Source organism: Streptomyces sp. NPDC111507 (assembly GCF_055638955.1).
The window spans coordinates 661118-679312 of record NZ_JBVKBU010000002.1 but is presented as its reverse complement, the minus strand read 5'-3'; the positions used below and the strand labels follow the sequence as shown (position 1 = coordinate 679312).

General features: G+C 71.2%; 17 protein-coding genes. 6 read left to right on the top strand and 11 right to left on the bottom strand.

Going from position 1 to position 18195, the window contains the following annotated elements; all coding sequences use genetic code 11:
- The 11 genes from ACZ7M2_RS10570 to ACZ7M2_RS10520 all read right to left on the bottom strand — a co-directional run bounded on the left by ACZ7M2_RS10570 (nucleotide 1) and on the right by ACZ7M2_RS10520 (nucleotide 11884).
- A complete protein-coding gene (locus ACZ7M2_RS10570) occupies nucleotides 1–1464 on the bottom strand; it encodes a phytoene desaturase family protein (RefSeq protein WP_471594928.1) in 1464 nt (487 codons plus the stop codon).
- The gene (locus tag ACZ7M2_RS10565) at nucleotides 1461–3542 is read right to left on the bottom strand and encodes a S53 family peptidase (protein WP_471594927.1); all 2082 of its coding nucleotides are present in this window, start codon (nucleotides 3540–3542) and stop codon (nucleotides 1461–1463) included. The genes ACZ7M2_RS10570 and ACZ7M2_RS10565 overlap by 4 nt, the downstream gene beginning before the upstream one ends.
- 169 nt (nucleotides 3543–3711) lie before the next feature.
- Nucleotides 3712–4890 (bottom strand): M23 family metallopeptidase, encoded by a 1179-nt coding sequence (locus ACZ7M2_RS10560; protein WP_471594926.1) that lies wholly within the window; start codon nucleotides 4888–4890, stop codon nucleotides 3712–3714.
- Complete coding sequence (locus ACZ7M2_RS10555; RefSeq protein ID WP_471594925.1) at nucleotides 4883–5923, bottom strand: hypothetical protein; 1041 nt, start codon at nucleotides 5921–5923, stop codon at nucleotides 4883–4885. The genes ACZ7M2_RS10560 and ACZ7M2_RS10555 overlap by 8 nt, the downstream gene beginning before the upstream one ends.
- Nucleotides 5923–6663, bottom strand: coding sequence for a DUF5819 family protein (locus ACZ7M2_RS10550; RefSeq protein ID WP_471594924.1), 741 nt, complete (start codon nucleotides 6661–6663; stop codon nucleotides 5923–5925). The genes ACZ7M2_RS10555 and ACZ7M2_RS10550 overlap by 1 nt, the downstream gene beginning before the upstream one ends.
- A 125-nt stretch (nucleotides 6664–6788) precedes the next feature.
- Nucleotides 6789–7154, bottom strand: coding sequence for a hypothetical protein (locus tag ACZ7M2_RS10545; protein ID WP_471594923.1), 366 nt, complete (start codon nucleotides 7152–7154; stop codon nucleotides 6789–6791).
- 635 nt (nucleotides 7155–7789) lie between these two features.
- The gene (locus ACZ7M2_RS10540) at nucleotides 7790–8569 is read right to left on the bottom strand and encodes a succinate dehydrogenase iron-sulfur subunit (RefSeq protein ID WP_075028383.1); all 780 of its coding nucleotides are present in this window, start codon (nucleotides 8567–8569) and stop codon (nucleotides 7790–7792) included.
- Nucleotides 8569–10323 (bottom strand): succinate dehydrogenase flavoprotein subunit, encoded by a 1755-nt coding sequence (sdhA, locus tag ACZ7M2_RS10535; protein WP_352049098.1) that lies wholly within the window; start codon nucleotides 10321–10323, stop codon nucleotides 8569–8571. The genes ACZ7M2_RS10540 and sdhA overlap by 1 nt, the downstream gene beginning before the upstream one ends.
- A gap of 24 nt (nucleotides 10324–10347) precedes the next feature.
- On the bottom strand, nucleotides 10348–10839 hold the full coding sequence (locus ACZ7M2_RS10530) for a succinate dehydrogenase hydrophobic membrane anchor subunit (protein WP_054233701.1): 492 nt from the start codon (nucleotides 10837–10839) through the stop codon (nucleotides 10348–10350).
- Between the two features lie 5 nt (nucleotides 10840–10844).
- Entirely contained in the window at nucleotides 10845–11225 is a 381-nt protein-coding gene (sdhC, locus tag ACZ7M2_RS10525; RefSeq protein WP_079064942.1) for a succinate dehydrogenase, cytochrome b556 subunit, read from the bottom strand.
- A 146-nt stretch (nucleotides 11226–11371) separates the two neighbouring features.
- Nucleotides 11372–11884 carry a 2-oxo-4-hydroxy-4-carboxy-5-ureidoimidazoline decarboxylase gene (locus ACZ7M2_RS10520; RefSeq protein WP_352049099.1) on the bottom strand — a complete coding sequence of 171 codons (513 nt, stop codon included), beginning with the start codon at nucleotides 11882–11884 and terminating at the stop codon, nucleotides 11372–11374.
- Nucleotides 11885–12241: 357 nt separating this feature from the next.
- Between ACZ7M2_RS10520 and ACZ7M2_RS10515 the strand changes: the two genes are divergently transcribed.
- The 6 genes from ACZ7M2_RS10515 (at nucleotide 12242) to ACZ7M2_RS10490 (ending at nucleotide 18178) form a co-directional block, all read left to right on the top strand.
- Nucleotides 12242–13894 (top strand): beta-N-acetylhexosaminidase, encoded by a 1653-nt coding sequence (locus tag ACZ7M2_RS10515; protein WP_471594922.1) that lies wholly within the window; start codon nucleotides 12242–12244, stop codon nucleotides 13892–13894.
- 89 nt (nucleotides 13895–13983) lie between these two features.
- Nucleotides 13984–14790 carry a DUF4328 domain-containing protein gene (locus ACZ7M2_RS10510; protein WP_471594921.1) on the top strand — a complete coding sequence of 269 codons (807 nt, stop codon included), beginning with the start codon at nucleotides 13984–13986 and terminating at the stop codon, nucleotides 14788–14790.
- Between the two features lie 123 nt (nucleotides 14791–14913).
- On the top strand, nucleotides 14914–15417 hold the full coding sequence (locus ACZ7M2_RS10505) for a hypothetical protein (RefSeq protein WP_352049102.1): 504 nt from the start codon (nucleotides 14914–14916) through the stop codon (nucleotides 15415–15417).
- Nucleotides 15418–15492: 75 nt separating this feature from the next.
- Nucleotides 15493–16062, top strand: coding sequence for a hypothetical protein (locus ACZ7M2_RS10500; protein WP_471594920.1), 570 nt, complete (start codon nucleotides 15493–15495; stop codon nucleotides 16060–16062).
- Between the two features lie 135 nt (nucleotides 16063–16197).
- Nucleotides 16198–16593 (top strand): hypothetical protein, encoded by a 396-nt coding sequence (locus ACZ7M2_RS10495; protein ID WP_471594919.1) that lies wholly within the window; start codon nucleotides 16198–16200, stop codon nucleotides 16591–16593.
- A 112-nt stretch (nucleotides 16594–16705) separates the two neighbouring features.
- The gene (locus ACZ7M2_RS10490; RefSeq protein WP_471594918.1) at nucleotides 16706–18178 is read left to right on the top strand and encodes a DHA2 family efflux MFS transporter permease subunit; all 1473 of its coding nucleotides are present in this window, start codon (nucleotides 16706–16708) and stop codon (nucleotides 18176–18178) included.
- Nucleotides 18179–18195: the final 17 nt, after the last annotated feature.

Here is an 18195-nt window from a genome sequence, read left to right as displayed (position 1 = left end):
TCAGATTAGGTACGGGCCGCGCCGGGAACCCGGTGGCTGACCGTGCGGGTCCCCCAGGTGGTGCAAGGCCGAGCGCGCCGCGTGGTAGCCGCACATGCCGTGCACGCCGGGGCCGGGCGGGGTCGCCGCCGAGCACAGGAAGACGCCGGGGATGCCGGTGTCGTAGGGATCGAGGGCCGCGCGGGGGCGCAGGACCAGCTGGCGCGGGGTGTTGGCGCCGGTGAGGATGTCACCGCCCACGTAGTTGGCGTTGTACGCCTCCAGCCGGGACGCGGACATCGACGCACGGGCGACCACGCGTTCCCGCAGGCCCGGTGCGAAGCGCTCGATCCGGTCGAGTACGGCTTCGGTGGCGTCGCCGTCGTACCCGTGCGGGACGTGCGCGTACGCCCAGACGGGGTGCACGTCTCCCGCCGAGCGGACCGGGTCGGCGAGGTACTGCTGGGACACCAGCACGAAGGGACGCTCCGGCATCCGCCCGCGCGTCACGGCCCGTTCGGCGTCCACGACCTCTGCCAGCGTGCCGCCCAGGTGGACGGTCCCGGCCCGGCGGCAGGCCTCGTCGCGCCAGGGCACACCGCCTTCGACGGCCAGGTCGACCTTGAAGGCGGCGGGCCCGTGCCGCCAGCGGGCGTACGCGCGGCGGGTGCGGGCGGGCAGCCGGTCGCCGCACAGCGCCGCGGCGGCACGCGGCGCGACGTCCAGCAAGGTGACGCGGGCGGGCGGCAGTTCGGCCAGCGACCGCACCCGGACGCCCGTCTCCACGGTGCCGCCGAGTTCGGCCAGGCACGCCGCCAGGGCACGGGTGACGGCCCCTGAGCCGCCGTGCGCCACGGGCCAGCCGTGCCGGTGCGCCGCCGCGGTCAGCATGAGGCCGATGGCGGCGCTGCCCGGCGCGGTCAGGGGCGCCATCGCGTGCGCGGCGACGCCGGCGAACAGGGCGCGGGCGCCCGGCGTGCGCCAGCGTCGCGCGACGGCGGTGGCGCCGAGCGCCGCGTGCAGTGCGAACCGGGCCAGGGGGAGGGGATGCCGGGGCAGCCGCAGCGGTGGGCGCAGCAACTCCGCCGCGAGGGAGTCGTACTGGTCCGTCAGCGGCCCGAACAGCCGCTCCCACGCGGCTCCGTCCGGGCCGAGGGAGCGTGCCGTGGCCTTCAGCGACCGGTGCAGGACGGCCGCGGGGCCATGGTCGAGCGGATGGGCGAGGTCGATCTCGGGCCGCCGCCACTCCAGGCCGTGCCGCTCCAGGCCGAGGGACCGCAGGAAGGGCGAGGCGAGCGCCATCGGGTGGACGGCCGCGCAGTGGTCGTGGAGCAGCCCGGGCAGGGTCAGTTCGCTGGTCCGGGTGCCGCCGCCGAGCGTGTCGGCCGCCTCCAGGACGGTCACGGCGAGCCCGCGCCGGGCCAGGACGACGGCGGCCGCGAGACCGTTGGGCCCCGATCCCACCACGATGGCGTCCGGTGTCACCGCGGGATGCCGCCGGTACGCCGCATCGACCGCAGATAGGCGGGGGAGGGGGAACCGAGGCCGGTGGCGTCGTCGTAGCCGGGGACGGCGTGCAGGCCGTAGTCGCGGCCCAGGGCGTAGAGGACGTAGCGCTGCTGGTCGTCGGACGGGGCCTGGGCCGCCGGCGAGGGGCCGTAGTCGCGGACGACGGTGAGCGGGCCACTGCCCGCGGCGGCGGGGTGGTCGGTGACGTCGCGGAAGACCGGACTGCCGCCGAGCGCGTACAGCAGCGGGTTGGCGAAGCCCAGCGGACGACCGGTCTCCTGCTGGGCGTCGGCCTGGAGCGCGGCGAAGGCGGGGGTGGCGGCGGAGGTGCCGCCGAAGCCCACGAGCTGGAAGGTGCCGCCGTCGGTGAGCCCCACCAGGACGGGCAGCGCGCCGTCGCCCTCCATGGCCACGTCGGGGGTGGTGCGCCGCGCCGGGGTGCCGTTGCTGGGGGCGGGTGTGCGTCCGCGCTGGTACCAGGGCTGCGGGAAGTCGCCGGGGCCGCCTCCGCCGCCGAACGCGAACACTCCGGGGAGGGGGCCCCAGGCCTTGCCGGATGCCCCGGAGACGGGTGCCCCTGAGGCGGATGAACGGGCGGCGGAGGTGCTGTCGGTGAGGACCGACAACTCGTCGCCCATGCTGGTCTCCCAGGCGTAGTTCCCGTGCCGGTCGAGGGCCAGGGTGGTGCCTCCGACGGAGGTGACCCAGGGAGAGCCGCTGGGGAAGTCCGCCTGGGCGGCGGTGGTCTTCGGGTCGCAGTTGACGCCCGTCTCGGCGGCGCCGGGCGAGGAATCGCCGCAGTCCCCGGCGGCGAAGTACACCCCGATGCCCTCCGCGGCGGCCTGCTCGAACAGCAGGTTCCAGGCGTTCACGAGGTCCGGGGTCAGATGTCCCGGGTCGGAGTGGATGATCTCGGCCCACGAGTTGGAGATGGAGTCGGCCAGGCGGTGGTCGATGACGGTGGCCTCGGCGTCCATGAGGTCGGCGTCGAGACAGGAGTCGGCGCCCATGTAGAGGACGTGCGCGTCGGGGGCCAGACCGTGGGCCATGTCGACGTCCAGGGCCTCCTCGCCGGCCCAGGACGCGGGAGGCGCACACGCGGAGCCCACGTTCCAGTCCTTCGGGGTGACCCGCTGGCGGTACTGGCCCGGACGGAAGGGGCGGTCACCGGTGGCGCGGGCGTACCGGTCGGCGTCGGCGGGCATGGTGGGGGAGCCGTAGGCGTCGACGATGGCGATGGTGGCGCCCTTGCCGGTCGCGTGGGCACCGCCCGCTCCATAGGCGTGACGCAGCTGAGCGGGGACGTACGGGCAGGGCGCGTACGTGGGTGTCGCGCCGTAGGCGGTCGGCAGCCCGGTGGCCGGGGTCCCGCCGAAGGAGGGGGAACAGACGGCGCCGGCGTCGTCGGTGACGGTGGCGCCGGAGGGCCGCGGGCGCGGTGGGTGCAGTGGGGTGGTGGTGCGGTGGGACTGCGGGTGGGCGGCGGCGGGCGCGGACAGCCCGGAGACGGCCACCACCTCGGTGCCGAGGGAGCTCGGGACGCTGAGGTCGCCGGACGGCGCGCTGACCGTCCCGCGGGCCGTGCGGTAGTGGTGGATGGGGCTCCCGAGCGCCTGCCGTACGGCTCTTTCGGGGCCGGAGACGTCCACGTAGTGCGCGGAGTCCCGGGTGACGGTGAGGCCGGCCCGGGTCAGCCAGTCGGCCACGGCCCGGTGTTCGGCCGGTCCGAGGGCGAAGCGCCGCTGGTAGGCGGCGGGGGTGAGGAAGTGCCGGTAGTGCGGGCTGTGCGGGTCGGTCACCTGCCGGAGGAACGCGGCCAGGCCACCCGGGTCGCGGGAGCCGAGGTAGAGGCGGGCGGTCAGGCGCTGGTCGGCAGGCACCGCGCCCGCGTCGGCGCCGGCGGTGGCGTACCCGGGACGCGAGCCGGACAGGGTGTGCCGGTGCGGGGAGGGGTCCGCGGCGTGCGCGGCGGGCGAGGCCAGCACCGTACCCAGGAGTGCGGTGCAGACGGCGGCGGTGAGCACGCCGGGGCGTATGCGCGGGTGTGCGGACATGGTGAGCCCTTCTGGGGAGCCGAGAGGGCGTCCGGGCCGGACGTACGGAGGTCACGGGCGGACGTACGGAGGTCACGGGCGGACGTGAAGAGTTGCGGGCGGACGTGACGAGGGGAGGCGCAAGGGTCGTGCGGGGTGGTCATCGGGGTGAGGGGCGTTCAGGGGCCCTTCAGATGCGCAGCGTGCGTCCCCGGTGCAGCGGTCCGGTGATGCCGGTGAAGCGGAGGTCGAGGCCGAGTCCGTCGCGCTCGGCGTGCAGGTGCAGATGGGGCTCGGTGGTGTTGCCCGAGTTGCCGACCTCGCCGAGGAGTTGGCCCGCGCGTACCCGGTCGCCGGTGGCCACGGTCACGGTGCCGGGCCGCAGATGCGCGAGTTTGACCAGCTCACTGCCGGTGTCGATGAACACGTGGTTGCCGTAGGGGGGTTCGTAGCGGATGGTGCCGGGGACCTGGTCCGCGTAGTCGTCGGCGGCGGAGACCACGTCCCCGTCGCACGGGGCGTACAGCTTCGCGCCGTAGATCACGTAGGCGTCCGGCGACGCACCGGAGCGCAGCCGGGCGCCGCGCGCCCCGACGCCGATGACGTCGATCGCCCCGCGCTGTTCGGGGTGGGGCGTGTGGTGGTTCAGGCCGGGGCCGCCGCCCTGGGCGATGAGCCAGGTGCCGTCGCGCAGCGGGAAGCGCAGGGGCGCGGACAGCTCCGCCCCCCAGCGGTGGCGTCGCGCCCACACCAGGTACCCGGCGACACCGACCAGCAGCACACCACCGGTCACGAGCTCCGTGCCGGGGCGACCGGCGGGCAGCGAGGGCAGCCGCCAGGCGGAGGCGAGTGCCACGGGGCCGCCCGCTTCCATGGCCCGGCGCAGCCACCAGGGCAGCCGGGCGGGCGTGAGACGCCCCTCCATGAGGAGATACGCGGCGGCCACGATCAGCACGTCGCCGCACCAGCCGGTCACCGACGAGGCGGTCCAGCAGGCCGCGACGCGCACGGCCAGCAGTACGCACCACAGGGCCCAGCCCACGGCGATGCGTGCCCCGGCCGGGACGCGCAGCCGGGGCGGCCGGTAGGGGCCGGGGGCGAGACGGAGGTTGGTGAGGCGTCCGCCGGCGTCCGCGGCGGCGAAGGCCAGGGTCCGCCCCGCCGTTCCCTGGACCACCAGCCCGTCCGGGCCGTCCGTGACCGAGCGCAGGTCTCCCACGTGGGCGAGTGTCGCCCCGACCACTTCGTGCAGCCGCCGGTCGCCCACGGCGTCGACGACGCGCGGCGCCAGCTCGCCCCACTGCCCGGGGTCGGCCAGGAGGAAGCGCTCCAGGGCGCGGGCGGCTTCAGCGCTGTCGTGCCTAGACATCGGCCGCCCCGTCCCGGGGCGCGAGGGCGGCGAACGCGGAGACCGCAGCGGGTCCGGCGCCGACGGCCCCGGCGGGGCGCAGCCGCTGGGCGAGGCGCGAAGTGACACCGGCCGCACGCTTTTTGAGGGACCGGTAGTCCTCGTCCCGCAGACAGGTGCAGTCCGCGCCGATCATCAGCAGGCCGAAGCACACCAGTCCCATGCAGGCCATGATGCCCAGGTGCATGCCCTCCAGCGCCAGGGTGTTGGCCTTCCGCACCCAGGCGCGGGCGGACAGGATCGCGAACGGGAGCGCCAGTTCGGCGAAGATGGTGAAGTAGCTGACCGCGGTGCCGACATAGGCGTTGCCCATCATGTGCGCGTACGCCGACGACATCTGGAAACCGGTGATGCGGCTGATGTAGTACATGGCGACGCCGTCCTGCCACATCTTCCCGGTGATCTTCCAGTAGCCCGCGGCGAAGTACAGGACCGCGGTCTGGAAGACGATCAGATACGCCGCCAGGTTGTGCACGACCGTGCCGGCCGACGGGGCGCTACGGGCCCGCAGTGCGGTGCGCCTGGCCTTGGCCCCCGGCGCGAAGTAGGCGTTGGAGACGGTGAAGACCATGAAGATGACGAGGATCTGAGCGAGGTTGTCACCGCCCTCCAGCACGTCCTGGTTGCGGTTGTGCAGCGACCACATCAGCACGGCCTGGGCCACGGTCAGTACCCTGCCGCCGCACACCATGAAGGCGGCGGAGACCAGGATCGTGGCGTGGAAGACGATCTCGAACCAGACCGTGGAGTGGCTGAAGAGATAGAGGGAGAAGGCGCCGTGGGTCAGCGCCGCCTTCGCGGTGTGGATCGAGTTGTAGGAATCGGGGCCCCACAGGAACCGCCGGTTTCCGTAGTCGGCGAGGCAGTACATGACCGTCGCCAGCCCGATCACGATCCGCAGCAGCGCGATGCCGATCAGCCGGTGTTCACGGCTCGCCATCCGTAGCAGCCCGGCATCGATCCGCGCCAGCCCGTACTTGGCCCATCCGCGCATCAGCGGGCCACCCCCGGAACGTAGTCCATCCACGACGTCTCCAGAATTCCCTTGCTTTTCTCTTCGGGTTTCGGAGTCACATAGCGCTCCGAGAAAGGAATGATGGCCCTGGTCTTGAAAGCGGCTTTGACAGACACGATGTCCGCCCCCGGGTACATCGTGGCGGCCCGTGCGGAAAGGAAGCGCTGGATTTCCTGGAACTCCGGTACGTACTGCTTGTCCAGATCGGACTGAGCCGCCTTGCGCTGCGCCGCGGGAAGCTTTCTGAAATCCGTCACCATACGTGCGTACCGATTGGCGGCGGCGTCGAATGCCAGCGGGATGCCCGGAAGCTTCGTCGGATTCAGCGGGAATGCGCGCGGGGCGCGGTCGATGGCCTGCTCGATTTCCACCGGGCTGGTCTGCACGACCTGGTCGGAACCGGCGGTCCGCAGGCGCACCGTCAGGTAGATGAGGTCGTCGTTGCTGCCCGGGGTGGGGCCGAAGAGCTGCCAGTCCTGCCAGAAATACGGCTGCATGACATGGGCGACCGCTCCCTGGATGCGGGACTTGGCCGGAGAATCGGGCGCGTTGTAGACCAGGCAGGCGGCCGTGTACAGGGCCACGGGCAGCAGGGCCAGGAAGGTGCAGATCCGCAGCCGCGCCGTGACCGCGTGAGCGTGCGCGCGAGGGCCGTTGCCGGCGTCCGCGCGAGCCGGGTCGTCGGCGGCGTCCGCGGGGACTCGCCCGAAGACTCTCATCGTGCGACATCTCCCTTTCGCTGAGGTGAAGGGGTGCGCCCGGCGGCCGGGAGGACCGCCGGGCGCGTGTGCGAGTGGTACGTCACCGGATGCCGGGGCCGGTCAGGGACGCGGCCCCGGCGCGGTCAGTTGGCGTCGTACTGGACGTCCCCGGGGATGACCCCGCGCAGGCCGTTCGCGCTGACGGCGGGGCCACCGCTGGACGACGAGGAGGACTCGCTCGAGGACGAGGACCGGAGCTTCGTCGAGACCTTGACCGCCGCCTCGGTGACCTTGACCGCGGTGGCGGCGACCACGCTCTGGGCGACGGCGTGCCAGAACTGCGGCTGGACTCCGTCGTTGACGACGGTGGCGGTGGCGACCGAGTGGTGGGCGGCGGTCCGCTGCTGCGGCAACGACGTTGCCGAGGCATTGGCGGCGCCGAGCCCCGCGGCCCCCGTTGCGGCGACCGCGGTGATGACGGTCGCCGCTATGACACGCTTGGCGTTCACGATGCTGAGCCTTCCTGTATGGAATTTGATGGTCTTCCGGGAATTTCCGGCATGGCGAAGCCGCACCGGAAACGTGAGGGATCCCTGGAATCGATTCGCTAGCGAGATGGTGCTCATGACGCGGCAGATCTCTGGCTGCCGCAGGAAGCAGTGAGGCCTCATCCGGGAGAGTGGTCAGCTCGGCCGGAGAGAAGAAGTTGCACCTGTCCCCCGTCGGGGCGCGCCGCCGAGCATCCGGGAATCTGCAGAATTCCCTACCGCGTACGCCGGCCGTCCCGATCGAAGGCCCCCGGTGGTCAGTCGGGGCGCCTTTCCCATGAGAAACCTATCAAGAGGCCAATCGCCCCTCAATGGCGAATTCGACTACGGAGAGCAAGGTCCTTCCGTACCCTCAGGGGAACCTCATATCGATGAGGTTTTCTTTACTCTTGGCCGCCTTCACCCGCCCAGGCGGGGGCGATACACAACGGAATCATTGCTTCCCATGGCAACCTTTTACCGGTGGCCCGGGCCCCGGCGCGTTCCCCACGCTGCGGGAAAGGCTGAAAAACACGGTCCGTCAACGACCGTGGGCCCCGCTCCCACAAGGGGAACGGGGCCCACGGCGCCGTACGACCGGAAGGCCGGCCGGAAGATCAGAAGCGACGCGTGATCAGCGCGCGCTTCACTTCCTGGATCGCCTTCGTGACCTCGATACCGCGCGGGCAGGCGTCCGTGCAGTTGAACGTGGTGCGGCAACGCCACACGCCGTCCTTGTCGTTGAGGATCTCCAGGCGCTGCTCGCCCGCTTCGTCACGGCTGTCGAAGATGAAGCGGTGCGCGTTGACGATGGCGGCCGGACCGAAGTACTGGCCGTCGTTCCAGAAGACCGGGCAGGACGACGTGCACGCCGCGCACAGGATGCACTTGGTGGTGTCGTCGAAACGCTCGCGGTCCTCGGCGGACTGCAGACGCTCGCGCGTCGGCTCGTTGGTGTCCTTCGTGATGAGGAAGGGCATCACATCGCGGTACGCCTGGAAGAACGGCTCCATGTCGACCACGAGGTCCTTGAGGACCGTCAGACCCTTGATGGGCTCGACCGTGATCGGCTTGTCGGGGTTGATGTCCTTGATCAGCGTCTTGCAGGCGAGGCGGTTCTTGCCGTTGATCCGCATGGCGTCCGAGCCGCAGATGCCGTGCGCGCAGGAGCGACGGAAGGTGAGGGTTCCGTCCTGGTCCCACTTGATCTTGTGGAGGGCGTCGAGGACGCGCTCCTTCGGGTCGATCTCCAGCTGGAAGTCTTCCCAGACCGCCTCCGCCGCGACCTCGGGGTTGAAGCGGCGGATGCGGAAGGTGGCGGTGATGTACGGCGAGTCGGCGAAGCCCGCCTCGGGCTGGCCGGCGCTGTCCGCCTTGTCGAGGGTCGGGGTAGCCATCAGTACTTACGCTCCATCGGCTGGTAGCGGGTCTGGACGACCGGCTTGTAGTCGAGACGGATGGACTCGGTGCCGTCGTCGCCGACCTCGCGGTACGCCATGGTGTGGCGCATGAAGTTGACGTCGTCTCGGTTCGGGTAGTCCTCGCGGTAGTGACCGCCGCGGGACTCCTTGCGGGCGAGCGCGGAGACGGCCATGACCTCGGCCAGGTCGAGCAGGTTGCCCAGCTCGATGGCCTCGAGGAGGTCGGTGTTGAACCGCTTGCCCTTGTCCTGGATCGAGACGTTCCGGTAGCGCTCGCGCAGCTCGGCGATCTTCTCGACCGCTGTCTTGATCGTCTGCTCGGTGCGGAACACCATCACGTTGGCGTCCATGCACTCCTGCAGCTCCAGGCGCAGCGTGGCGACCCGCTCCGTGCCCGTGGAGTTGCGCAGGTGCTCGACCTGCGAGACGACCTGCGAGGCCGGGTCCTCGGGCAGCTCGACATAGCCGGCCTTCGCCGAGTACTCGGCGGCGGCGATGCCCGCGCGGCGCCCGAACACGTTGATGTCCAGGAGCGAGTTGGTGCCGAGGCGGTTGGCGCCGTGCACGGACACACAGGCGACCTCGCCGGCGGCGTACAGGCCCGGCACGACGGTCGTGTTGTCGCTGAGCACCTCACCCTCGACGTTCGTCGGGATGCCGCCCATGGCGTAGTGCGCGGTGGGCTGGATCGGGATCGGGTCCGTGTAGGGCTCGATGCCGAGGTAGGTGCGCGCGAACTCCGTGATGTCCGGGAGCTTGGCGTCCAGCTGCTCCGGCGGGAGGTGCGTGAGGTCGAGGTAGACGTGGTCGCCCTCGGGACCGCAGCCGCGACCCTCACGGATCTCCGTGTAGATGGAGCGCGAGACGACGTCACGGGACGCGAGGTCCTTCATGACCGGCGCGTACTTCTCCATGAAGCGCTCGCCGTCCTTGTTGCGGAGGATGCCGCCCTCACCGCGGGCGCCCTCCGTCAGCAGGATGCCCATGCGCCAGATGCCGGTCGGGTGGAACTGGAAGAACTCCATGTCCTCCAGCGGCAGCCCGCGACGGTAGACGGCCGCCTGGCCGTCACCCGTCAGGGTGTGCGCGTTGGAGGTCACCTTGAAGAACTTGCCGGTGCCGCCGGACGCGTAGATCACGGCCTTCGCCTGGAAGACGTGGATCTCGCCGGTCGCGAGCTCGTATGCGACGACGCCGGCCGAGTGCTTGACCCCGTCCACCTCGACGATCAGCTGGTCGAGGACGTAGAACTCGTTGAAGAACTCCACGCCCTCCTTGACGCAGTTCTGATACAGCGTCTGGAGGATCATGTGACCGGTGCGGTCCGCGGCGTAGCAGGACCGGCGGACCGGGGCCTCGCCGTGGTTGCGGGAGTGACCGCCGAAGCGGCGCTGGTCGATCCGGCCCTCGGGCGTCCGGTTGAAGGGAAGGCCCATCTTCTCCAGGTCGAGGACCGAGTCGATGGCCTCCTTCGCCAGGATCTCGGCGGCGTCCTGGTCGACCAGGTAGTCACCGCCCTTGACCGTGTCGAAGGTGTGCCACTCCCAGTTGTCCTCTTCCACGTTGGCGAGCGCGGCGGCCATGCCGCCCTGCGCGGCGCCCGTGTGGGAGCGGGTGGGGTAGAGCTTCGTCAGCACGGCGGTGCGGCTGCGCTTCGTCGCCTCGATGGCGGCGCGCATGCCGGCGCCGCCGGCGCCCACGATGACGGTGTCGTACTTGTGGATCTGCATGAGTCGGTTACCTCAGCCCCGTGCCTAGCGGATGTTCGGGTCGAAGGTGAAGATCACCAGCGTGCCCAGCAGGATGGTGAACACCGTGGCGGTGTAGAGCAGGCCCTTGAGCCACAGCCGGGTGTTCGCGCGCTCCGCGTAGTCGTTGATGACCGTGCGCAGGCCGTTGGCGCCGTGCAGCATCGCGAGCCAGAGCATCGCGAGGTCCCAGGCCTGCCACCACGGGGAGGCCCAGCGGCCCGCGACGAACGCGAAGCCGATCTTGGAGACACCGCCGTCGAGGACGAGCTGGATGAGCAGGTGGCCGATGACCAGGACGACCAGCACGATGCCGGACAGGCGCATGAACAGCCAGCCGTACATCTCGAAGTTGCCACGGGTGGACTTCGGGGTCTTCTTGGTGCGCTTGCGCGGGGCCTCGATGAACGGCGCCGGGTTGTCGACGCTGTACGCGGAGAACTCACCCGCGCCCTCGACGGGGCCGATACCGGAAGCGGCGGTCTCAGTCGTGGACATCGGCGTCAGCTCCCGAATACTTCGCGGAATGCGTGACCGAGGACCGGGTACAGGGCCCCGATCATCAGCACGACCCAGATACCGACCACGGACCAGAGCATCTGCTTCTGGTAGCGCGGGCCCTTCGACCAGAAGTCGACGGCGATGATGCGCAGGCCGTTGAGCGCGTGGAAGAGGATGGCGGCGACGAGGCCGTACTCCAGCAGCGCGACGATCGGATTCTTGTACGTGGACACGACCCTGTCGTAGTCCTCGGGGGAGACACGGACGAGAGCGGTGTCCAGCACGTGTACGAACAGGAAGAAGAAGATGAGGACGCCGGTGACTCGATGAGCCACCCAGGACCACATTCCTTCCCGGCCGCGGTACAGCGTTCCAGCCGGCACGGAAGAACCCTCCGGGAGCGGGGATTGGGGCCTGCCGGCTTCTGTGTCGGTCGGCCCGGCCGGGTACGGTCCACCGGCCCTGGCCATCGTAGCGACGACTTGTCGGAACGTTTACAGCGGCCCTATCTATGTGATCAAACTGGCAATCAATCAGGCACGTTCGGGCTATTCCGGACCGTCCAGGGCCCCTCGTCCCCGAGGAGGCGCGTCAGGCGGCCCCTGGCCAGACGGCGCAGCTCCTCCGCCGTGACCAGCCGCTCCTCTTCGGGATCGTTTGTCAATCGTGATCGGATTCCGACCAGCACCTGATCCAGTGATTCCTCCGGGGAGAACTCGTCCAGACAGATGACGAACACGTGCCCGAAGCGGCTTTCGTAGGCCGCGTGGGCCGCGCTCAGGGCCGTATGGGCGGCGGAGTACGCGCCGTCCGGGAGCAGGGTGAGGGACTCGCCCGCGAGGGCCTCGGTCAGGTCGGCCGGGGTGAGGTCGTAGGCCGCCTCGTCGGCCGCGGCGAGGAAGGCGTCCAGGTCCGGGTAGGGCCGGTGATCGGCCAGCCGGTGGGCCCAGCGCAGGCTGCGGCAGCAGGTCAGGAGCGCGCGCACGACGGAGTCGGCGGGCGCTGAGTTGAACGGCTCCAGGCGCGCCGGGGACGACGGCACGCTCTTCTGCTCGGGTAGGGCGACCTGGCCGGGGAGGCGTGGAAGACGGTGCGAAGGCAGCGTGGGTCCTCGACGGTGGGATGTCGACGGGATGCCATGACGTCCTGTGGACGTCACGTGTGGTGCGGCAGGGGAAGAAGTGAGAGTTGTGCTGCCACGTTATCGACGATTGACGGGAGGTGTCCGATGGATGCCCGAATTTCACCCGGACGGGAGAGTTTCGGAACCTGCGGTGGACGGGTGACGTGGAGAGGGGGACCGTGGAACGTCCGGGGGTGTACGACGTGAGGTGTACGAGGCGCTCGATGCGTACGACAGGGCGTAGGCCTCGGTTACCGAAGCGAAGGGCGTGGTGCGGTGAGCACGGGCAGGCGACGACGGGCGCCGGTGCAGGACGGGAAGCGGCCGGTACTCATAGCGGTCGGCGTGGCGGTGGTGACGGGTGCCGTGGTGGCGACCGTGTCCCTGTGGCCGTCCGGTGATGCCGGCGCGCCGACCGGGGCGAGCGTCGATCCGAGCCGGACGGCGGTCGGGTCCGCGAACCGGACCGGGGCCGCGCCCCCACCGTCTCCCACACCGACCCGGACCTACCCCCTCTCCCAGACCCCGCGCACCATCCCCGCCGTACGCGAGCACACCCCGGCGCGCGGCCCCGGCTGGCGTCCCGCGGCGGGCGCCCGCGTGGTCGTCGACGACGCCGGTCTCGCCGACGAGGGAAAGCTGCTCGCCGACGAGCTCAAAATGTCGTACGCCGGACAGACGGCGGCCAAGGACGGTGACGTCGAACTCGGCCTGAACACCGGCGGCGCCGACCCGGAGTCGTACACCCTGACCGTCAAGAACCGCCGGGTCACCATCTCCGCGCCCGGCGAGGCGGGTGTCTTCTACGGCACCCGCACCCTCAAGCAGGAGGTGCACGGCGGCGGTACGGCGCCCGAGGGCGTCGTGCGCGACCAGCCCGCCAAGCCGCGCCGCGGGTTCATGCTCGACATCGCGCGCAAGCCCTACTCCGCGGCCTGGATAGAGGACCGGATCCGGGAACTGGGCGATCTGAAGTACAACGAGCTGGGGCTGCACTTCTCCGACGACCAGGGCTTCCGCATCCAGTCGGACACCCACCCGGAGATCGTGTCCAAGGACCACCTCAGCAAGACGGACGTCCGCGACATCGTCGCCCTCGCGGAGAGCCGCCACATCCATGTCGTCCCCGAGATCGACTCGCCGGGCCACCTCGGCGCGGTGATCGCCGCCCACCTCGACCTCCAGCTGCGCAGCGTGTCGGGGACCGCCCCGCGCGGCACCGTCGACATCTCCAAGCCCGCCGCGGCCTCCATCGTCGACGATCTGCTGAACGAGTACACCGGTCTCTTCCCCGGCCCGTACTGGCACCTCGGCGGCGACGAGTACCAGGCCCTCACCGTGGCCAGCCCGTCGACCTCCTACCCTCAGCTGGCCGCCGCCGCCAAGCAGGCCTACGGCCCCGGCGCCACCGTCGCGGACCTCACCACCGGCTGGCTCAACGCCCGCGCCCAGGTGGTGCGCGGCCACGGCCGGACCGCACGGGCGTGGAACGACGGGTTCTTCCCTGGCGGCACGGTCCAGGCGGACAAGGACCTGGAGGTCGCGTACTGGACGGGCAAGGAGCTCGGCGCGCGCCCGCCCGTCGAGTACCTGAGCGCGGGCCGCAAGCTCATCAACTACAACGACGAGTACCTCTACTACGTCCTCGGTGAGCCGCAGACCTTCGTCTACCCGACCGGACAGCGCATCTACGAGCAGTGGACCCCGCTCGTCGTCCGCGGCACCACACCGGTTCCCGCGAAGTACGACGGCCAGATCCTCGGCGGGAGCTTCGCCGTCTGGTCCGACCGCGCGAACTCCCAGACCCAGGACCAGGTGGCGGCGGGGATCAGGATGCCGCTGCGCGCCACGATCCAGAAGCTGTGGGACCCGGGCCGGCCCGCGCTGTCCTGGACGGACTTCAAGAGCCTGGCGAACCGGCTGGGCTGAGGCGTATCTTTCCCGTGATTCGTGTGCCGGGCGTGCCCCTGGGGAGGGGGCGCGCCCGGTTTCTTGTGCAGGTGAACCGGGGGGTCCCCTTGATCTGTCAGCGTTGCCAGCAGTTCGCCGCGTCGACGCCCGGCGGGCTGTGTTCCGTGTGCGCCGAGACACCCGCCCCCGCACCCGTGCCGGTGGGCACGCTGCCTCCGCCGCACGGGAACGCCTGGCTGGCCTCGCCGGTGGGCCTCGGGCGCGCGGTCGCGGTGCTGCTCGGCGTGGTCGTCGCCGTCGATCTCTTCGCGATCTGGGCAAGCGTCAAGATGTACGACGTCATGGGCGCCATCGCGGACGGCGGGATCGGTGACACCGTGCAGCGGGACGCGGACCACGCGGACTCGCTCGTCGCCGCGGCCGGGGTCGCGCAGCTGGTCGCCCTGGTCGCCACCATCGCCGTCTACCTCGTCTGGTTCCACCGGGTGCGGATCAACGCCGAGGTGTTCGACCCGTTCGGGCACGAGATGGGGCGCGCCTGGACGGGCTGGGGCTGGTTCGTGCCGGTGGTGAACCTCTGGTTCCCGCGCCGGATCATGCTGAACACCTGGGACGCGAGCCGTCCCGCCGGCACCCGCACCTCACATGGGCTCGTCAACGTCTGGTGGGCGATGTGGATCATCTCGCTGGCCGCCGACCGGACCGCGTCCACCGCGCACCGCACGGCCCACACCGCGCGGGAACTCCAGCAGGCCGCGAGCCAGCGGATCTTCTCGGACGTCACCGACATCGTGGCCGCCGTCCTCGCCGTCCTCGTCGTCCTGCGCCTGACCCGGATGCAGAACGAGAAGGCCCTGCGCGGCCCGGTCGCGCCCGGAGAGCCGGTCCCGGCGCCCGTCAGGGACCACCGCTGACGGTCGTCGTTGGGCCGTTAGGGGCAGGCGGCGCGCCGGTTCGGCCGATTCCCTGGCCAAGTCACTTGCCCCTGTGGTGTATTCGGCGCGGCCGAACCGAAACACCACCGGGGGGAAACCGGCATGGGCTACTGGGGCTACTACGTCGTGGGCAGAAGCGAGCGGCCGCTCGCGGAGCTGGACGCACTGGGCGCGGCGCACGGGATGGTGCTGCGGACCACGGCGCCCGACGGCTGGCAGGTCTGGGAGTACCCGAGCGGTGACGGCGACGTCGGGAGCATGAACACGCTCGCCCAGGAGACCGGCGCGCCCGCGCTCTTCGGGTACGTCATGAACAGCGACTGTGTGGTCGTCGAGGCGGCCGGTCCCGGGAGCGGCGCGTGGACGACCTGTCTGGCGCGCACGGCGATGGCGGCGTACCTCGGGCAGAGCGAGGAGGGGCTCACCGTCGACGACTACTTCCTGGAGCCCTCCGACGCCGCCGCACGGGCCCTCGCCTGGGCCGCGGAGGCCGGGCACACGGTGGTCGCCGAGCCCCTGCTCGCCGTGCTGAACGCGGACGCCGACCCCTTGGCCGAAAACCTGCTCTTCCGGTTCCTCGACCGGCTCGGAGTGGTGCCCCTGTGACACTCCCGCTCCGGAGCACGCAGTAAGGGAAAGTGCGGGCTCCGTAAGCGGGAGCGCCCTGTCGAGGGAGGCGTGATGAGCCTGGTGGACCTGATCGCTCAGGCCGACGAGCGTGGTCTGGCGGCGAGCGGGCTGGCTTGTTTGGATCGGTGCGTGCCGCTGCTGGGCGGCGACGACGAGGTCCTGAGGCCGCTCTGGTCGAGCCTCGCGGACGGCGGCGCGGACGGCGACGCCTGGGGCGAACGGCTCGCCAAGGCCCGGGCGGAACTGGACTCCGCCGATGCCTCCGCCTCCGTCGAGAGCGAGACCGAGGCCAAGACCGAGGCCGCGGTGAGTGACGAGTCCCGCGCCGCCGCACTCGCCCGCCGCATGCTCGCCACCGCCCCCGACGACCCCTGCGCGTCCGCCCTGCGCGTCTGGGCCGACGCCTGTTCGGCGGCGGCCTTGCAGATCCACCGGCTCCTCGATGTCGCCGCCGACGGCGACGGCCCCCTCGTAGCGGCCGAACTGCGCCGCCAGGTCGCCGTCCTGGAACTGCTCGCGGGCCGCGGCGCGGGCGGCCTGCGCCCCGCCCTGGAGGTGTCGACGGAGGGACGGCGCGTCCTGCGCGCGGTGGTGTCGCGCCGGGCGCGCGGACGGTCGTAAACCTGTTTCCCTGAGGGGTTCCTGTGACCGTCCTGGGGCCGGAGATGAGGGTCCTGGGCCGGTGTCGCGAAGGCGCCCGGGACGCGTGACGAATCCCGTCCGGAAGACGCTCTTCCGAGTGTGAACGCAACGAGTGTGAACGCAACGAGTGCGAAGCCGATCCGGGCGACCAGGCCCTCCGCCGCGACCAAGCCCGTGCGCTGGGCCGCGGACACCGTCGCGACGATGCGCGAGGGCGCACGGCTGCGCCTCGACTACTCGGCGCAGAGCCTGTGGCGCGTCGACCGGCTGATCGAGGAGATACGCCGGGAGGGGGCGCCGTACGCCGCCGTCCACACCGTGCTGCGCGGCTTCGGCGCGTACGCCGGTGAGGTCGTCGTCCGGCACGCCGGCGCCGAGTGGTGGGAGACGGGCGGCGAGCACTGGCTGCGCACCCCCGACGGGCGCCTCTGGGACCCCATCGACGAGGCCCGTCGCTGCTACGCGGGCGACGGCTCGCTGCGGCTGCTGTGCCGCGAGGCCGTGGGATAGCGGGAAGCGCGCCGAACGGCGGCGAGATTGCCGGTTCTTAAGGTACGCGACCGTTCCCAAACGGCGGTCTCCGGAGTGAACATGAGGACAACCGCCGGACCCGGGAGGCCTCGTGGCCGAGAACCGCCGTTGGTGGGCGCTCGTCGTCATCGCGCTTGCCCAGTTGATGGTCGTCCTCGACATGACCATCGTGAACATCGCCCTGCCCTCCGCCCAGAGCGACCTGCACATGTCGGACGGCAACCGGCAGTGGGTCATCACCGCGTACACCCTCGCCTTCGGCGGACTGCTGCTGCTCGGTGGCCGGATCGCCGACCTCGCGGGTCGCCGACTCACCTTCATGATCGGCCTGTTGGGCTTCGCCGCCGCGTCCGCGCTGGGCGGCGCGGCCGCGAACTCCGGGATGCTGTTCGGGGCGCGCGCCCTCCAGGGCGTGTTCGCCGCGCTGCTCGCTCCCGCCGCCCTGTCGCTGCTCACGACGACGTTCACCGACCCCGCGGAACGCGGCAAGGCCTTCGGCGTGTTCGGCGCGATCGTCGGCGCGGGCGCGGCGTTCGGGCTGCTCGCGGGCGGCTTCCTCACCCAGTACCTGGACTGGCGCTGGTGCCTGTACGTCAACGTCCCCATCGCCCTGGTCGCGTTCGTCGGCGCCCTGGCGGTACTCAGCGGCGGCGGCCGCTACGAGGACGCGCGCCTTGACGTACCGGGCGCGGTGCTCGGCTCCGCCGGAATGCTCTCCCTGGTCTACGGCTTCTCGGAGGCGGAGTCGAGGAGCTGGGGCGACGGACTGGTTCTCGGACTGCTGGCCGCCGGGGTCGTGCTGCTCGGCGTGTTCGGTCTCTGGCAGACCCGCGCCCGGGTGCCTCTGCTGCCGATGTCGGTGGTCAGGGACCGGCAGCGGGTCGGGGCGTTCCTCACCATCCTCTTCGTCACCATCGGGATGTTCGGGGTCTTCCTCTTCCTCACCTACTACATGCAGCGCGTGCTCGGGTACTCGCCGATGAAGACCGGACTCGCCTATCTCCCCATCACCGTCGGCATGATCACCGGCTCCACGCAGGTCGCGGCCCGCCTCCTGAACCGGGTCCCGCCGCGCGCCCTCATCGTCCCCGGGCTGCTGCTGGCCGCGGGCGCGCTGGCGATCATCGCGCAGGTCGGGGTGGCACCCGCGTACGCCTCGCACATCCTGCCCGGCATGCTGATGCTCGGCCTCGGCATGGGCACGGCGATGATGACCTCCATCTCGCTCGCCACGGTGAGCGTCGCGCCCCGGGACGCGGGCGCGGCCTCCGCCACCTTCAACACCGCCCAGCAGGTCGGCGGTTCGATCGGCACGGCGCTGCTCAACACCATCGCCGCGAGCGTGACGACCCGGTACGCGAACGCGCACGCGGCCCCCGGCGTCGACCGTCGCGCGCTCGCCTCCCGGGCCGCCGTGCACGGCTTCAACGTGGCCACCTGGTGGGCGATGGGAGCGCTGTTGCTGGCCGCGCTGATCGCCGGGATCGTGGTGAACGCGGACCGGATGCCGGCCCCGCAGGCACGGCCGGCTCCGCTGCCCGAACCGGTGGAGACGGACGCCTGAGCCAGGACATGTTCCGA

Excerpts from the sequence above, each read along its gene's own strand:
- ACZ7M2_RS10555 (WP_471594925.1), bottom strand. The coding sequence starts at position 5,923 with ATGCGCGGATGGGCCAAGTACGGGCTGGCGCGGATCGATGCCGGGCTG.
- ACZ7M2_RS10500 (WP_471594920.1), top strand. The coding sequence starts at position 15,493 with ATGAGCCTGGTGGACCTGATCGCTCAGGCCGACGAGCGTGGTCTGGCG.
- ACZ7M2_RS10540 (WP_075028383.1), bottom strand. The coding sequence starts at position 8,569 with ATGGCTACCCCGACCCTCGACAAGGCGGACAGCGCCGGCCAGCCCGAG.
- ACZ7M2_RS10505 (WP_352049102.1), top strand. The coding sequence starts at position 14,914 with ATGGGCTACTGGGGCTACTACGTCGTGGGCAGAAGCGAGCGGCCGCTC.
- ACZ7M2_RS10565 (WP_471594927.1), bottom strand. The coding sequence starts at position 3,542 with ATGTCCGCACACCCGCGCATACGCCCCGGCGTGCTCACCGCCGCCGTC.
- sdhA (WP_352049098.1), bottom strand. The coding sequence starts at position 10,323 with ATGCAGATCCACAAGTACGACACCGTCATCGTGGGCGCCGGCGGCGCC.
- ACZ7M2_RS10530 (WP_054233701.1), bottom strand. The coding sequence starts at position 10,839 with ATGTCCACGACTGAGACCGCCGCTTCCGGTATCGGCCCCGTCGAGGGC.
- ACZ7M2_RS10560 (WP_471594926.1), bottom strand. The coding sequence starts at position 4,890 with ATGTCTAGGCACGACAGCGCTGAAGCCGCCCGCGCCCTGGAGCGCTTC.
- ACZ7M2_RS10550 (WP_471594924.1), bottom strand. The coding sequence starts at position 6,663 with ATGAGAGTCTTCGGGCGAGTCCCCGCGGACGCCGCCGACGACCCGGCT.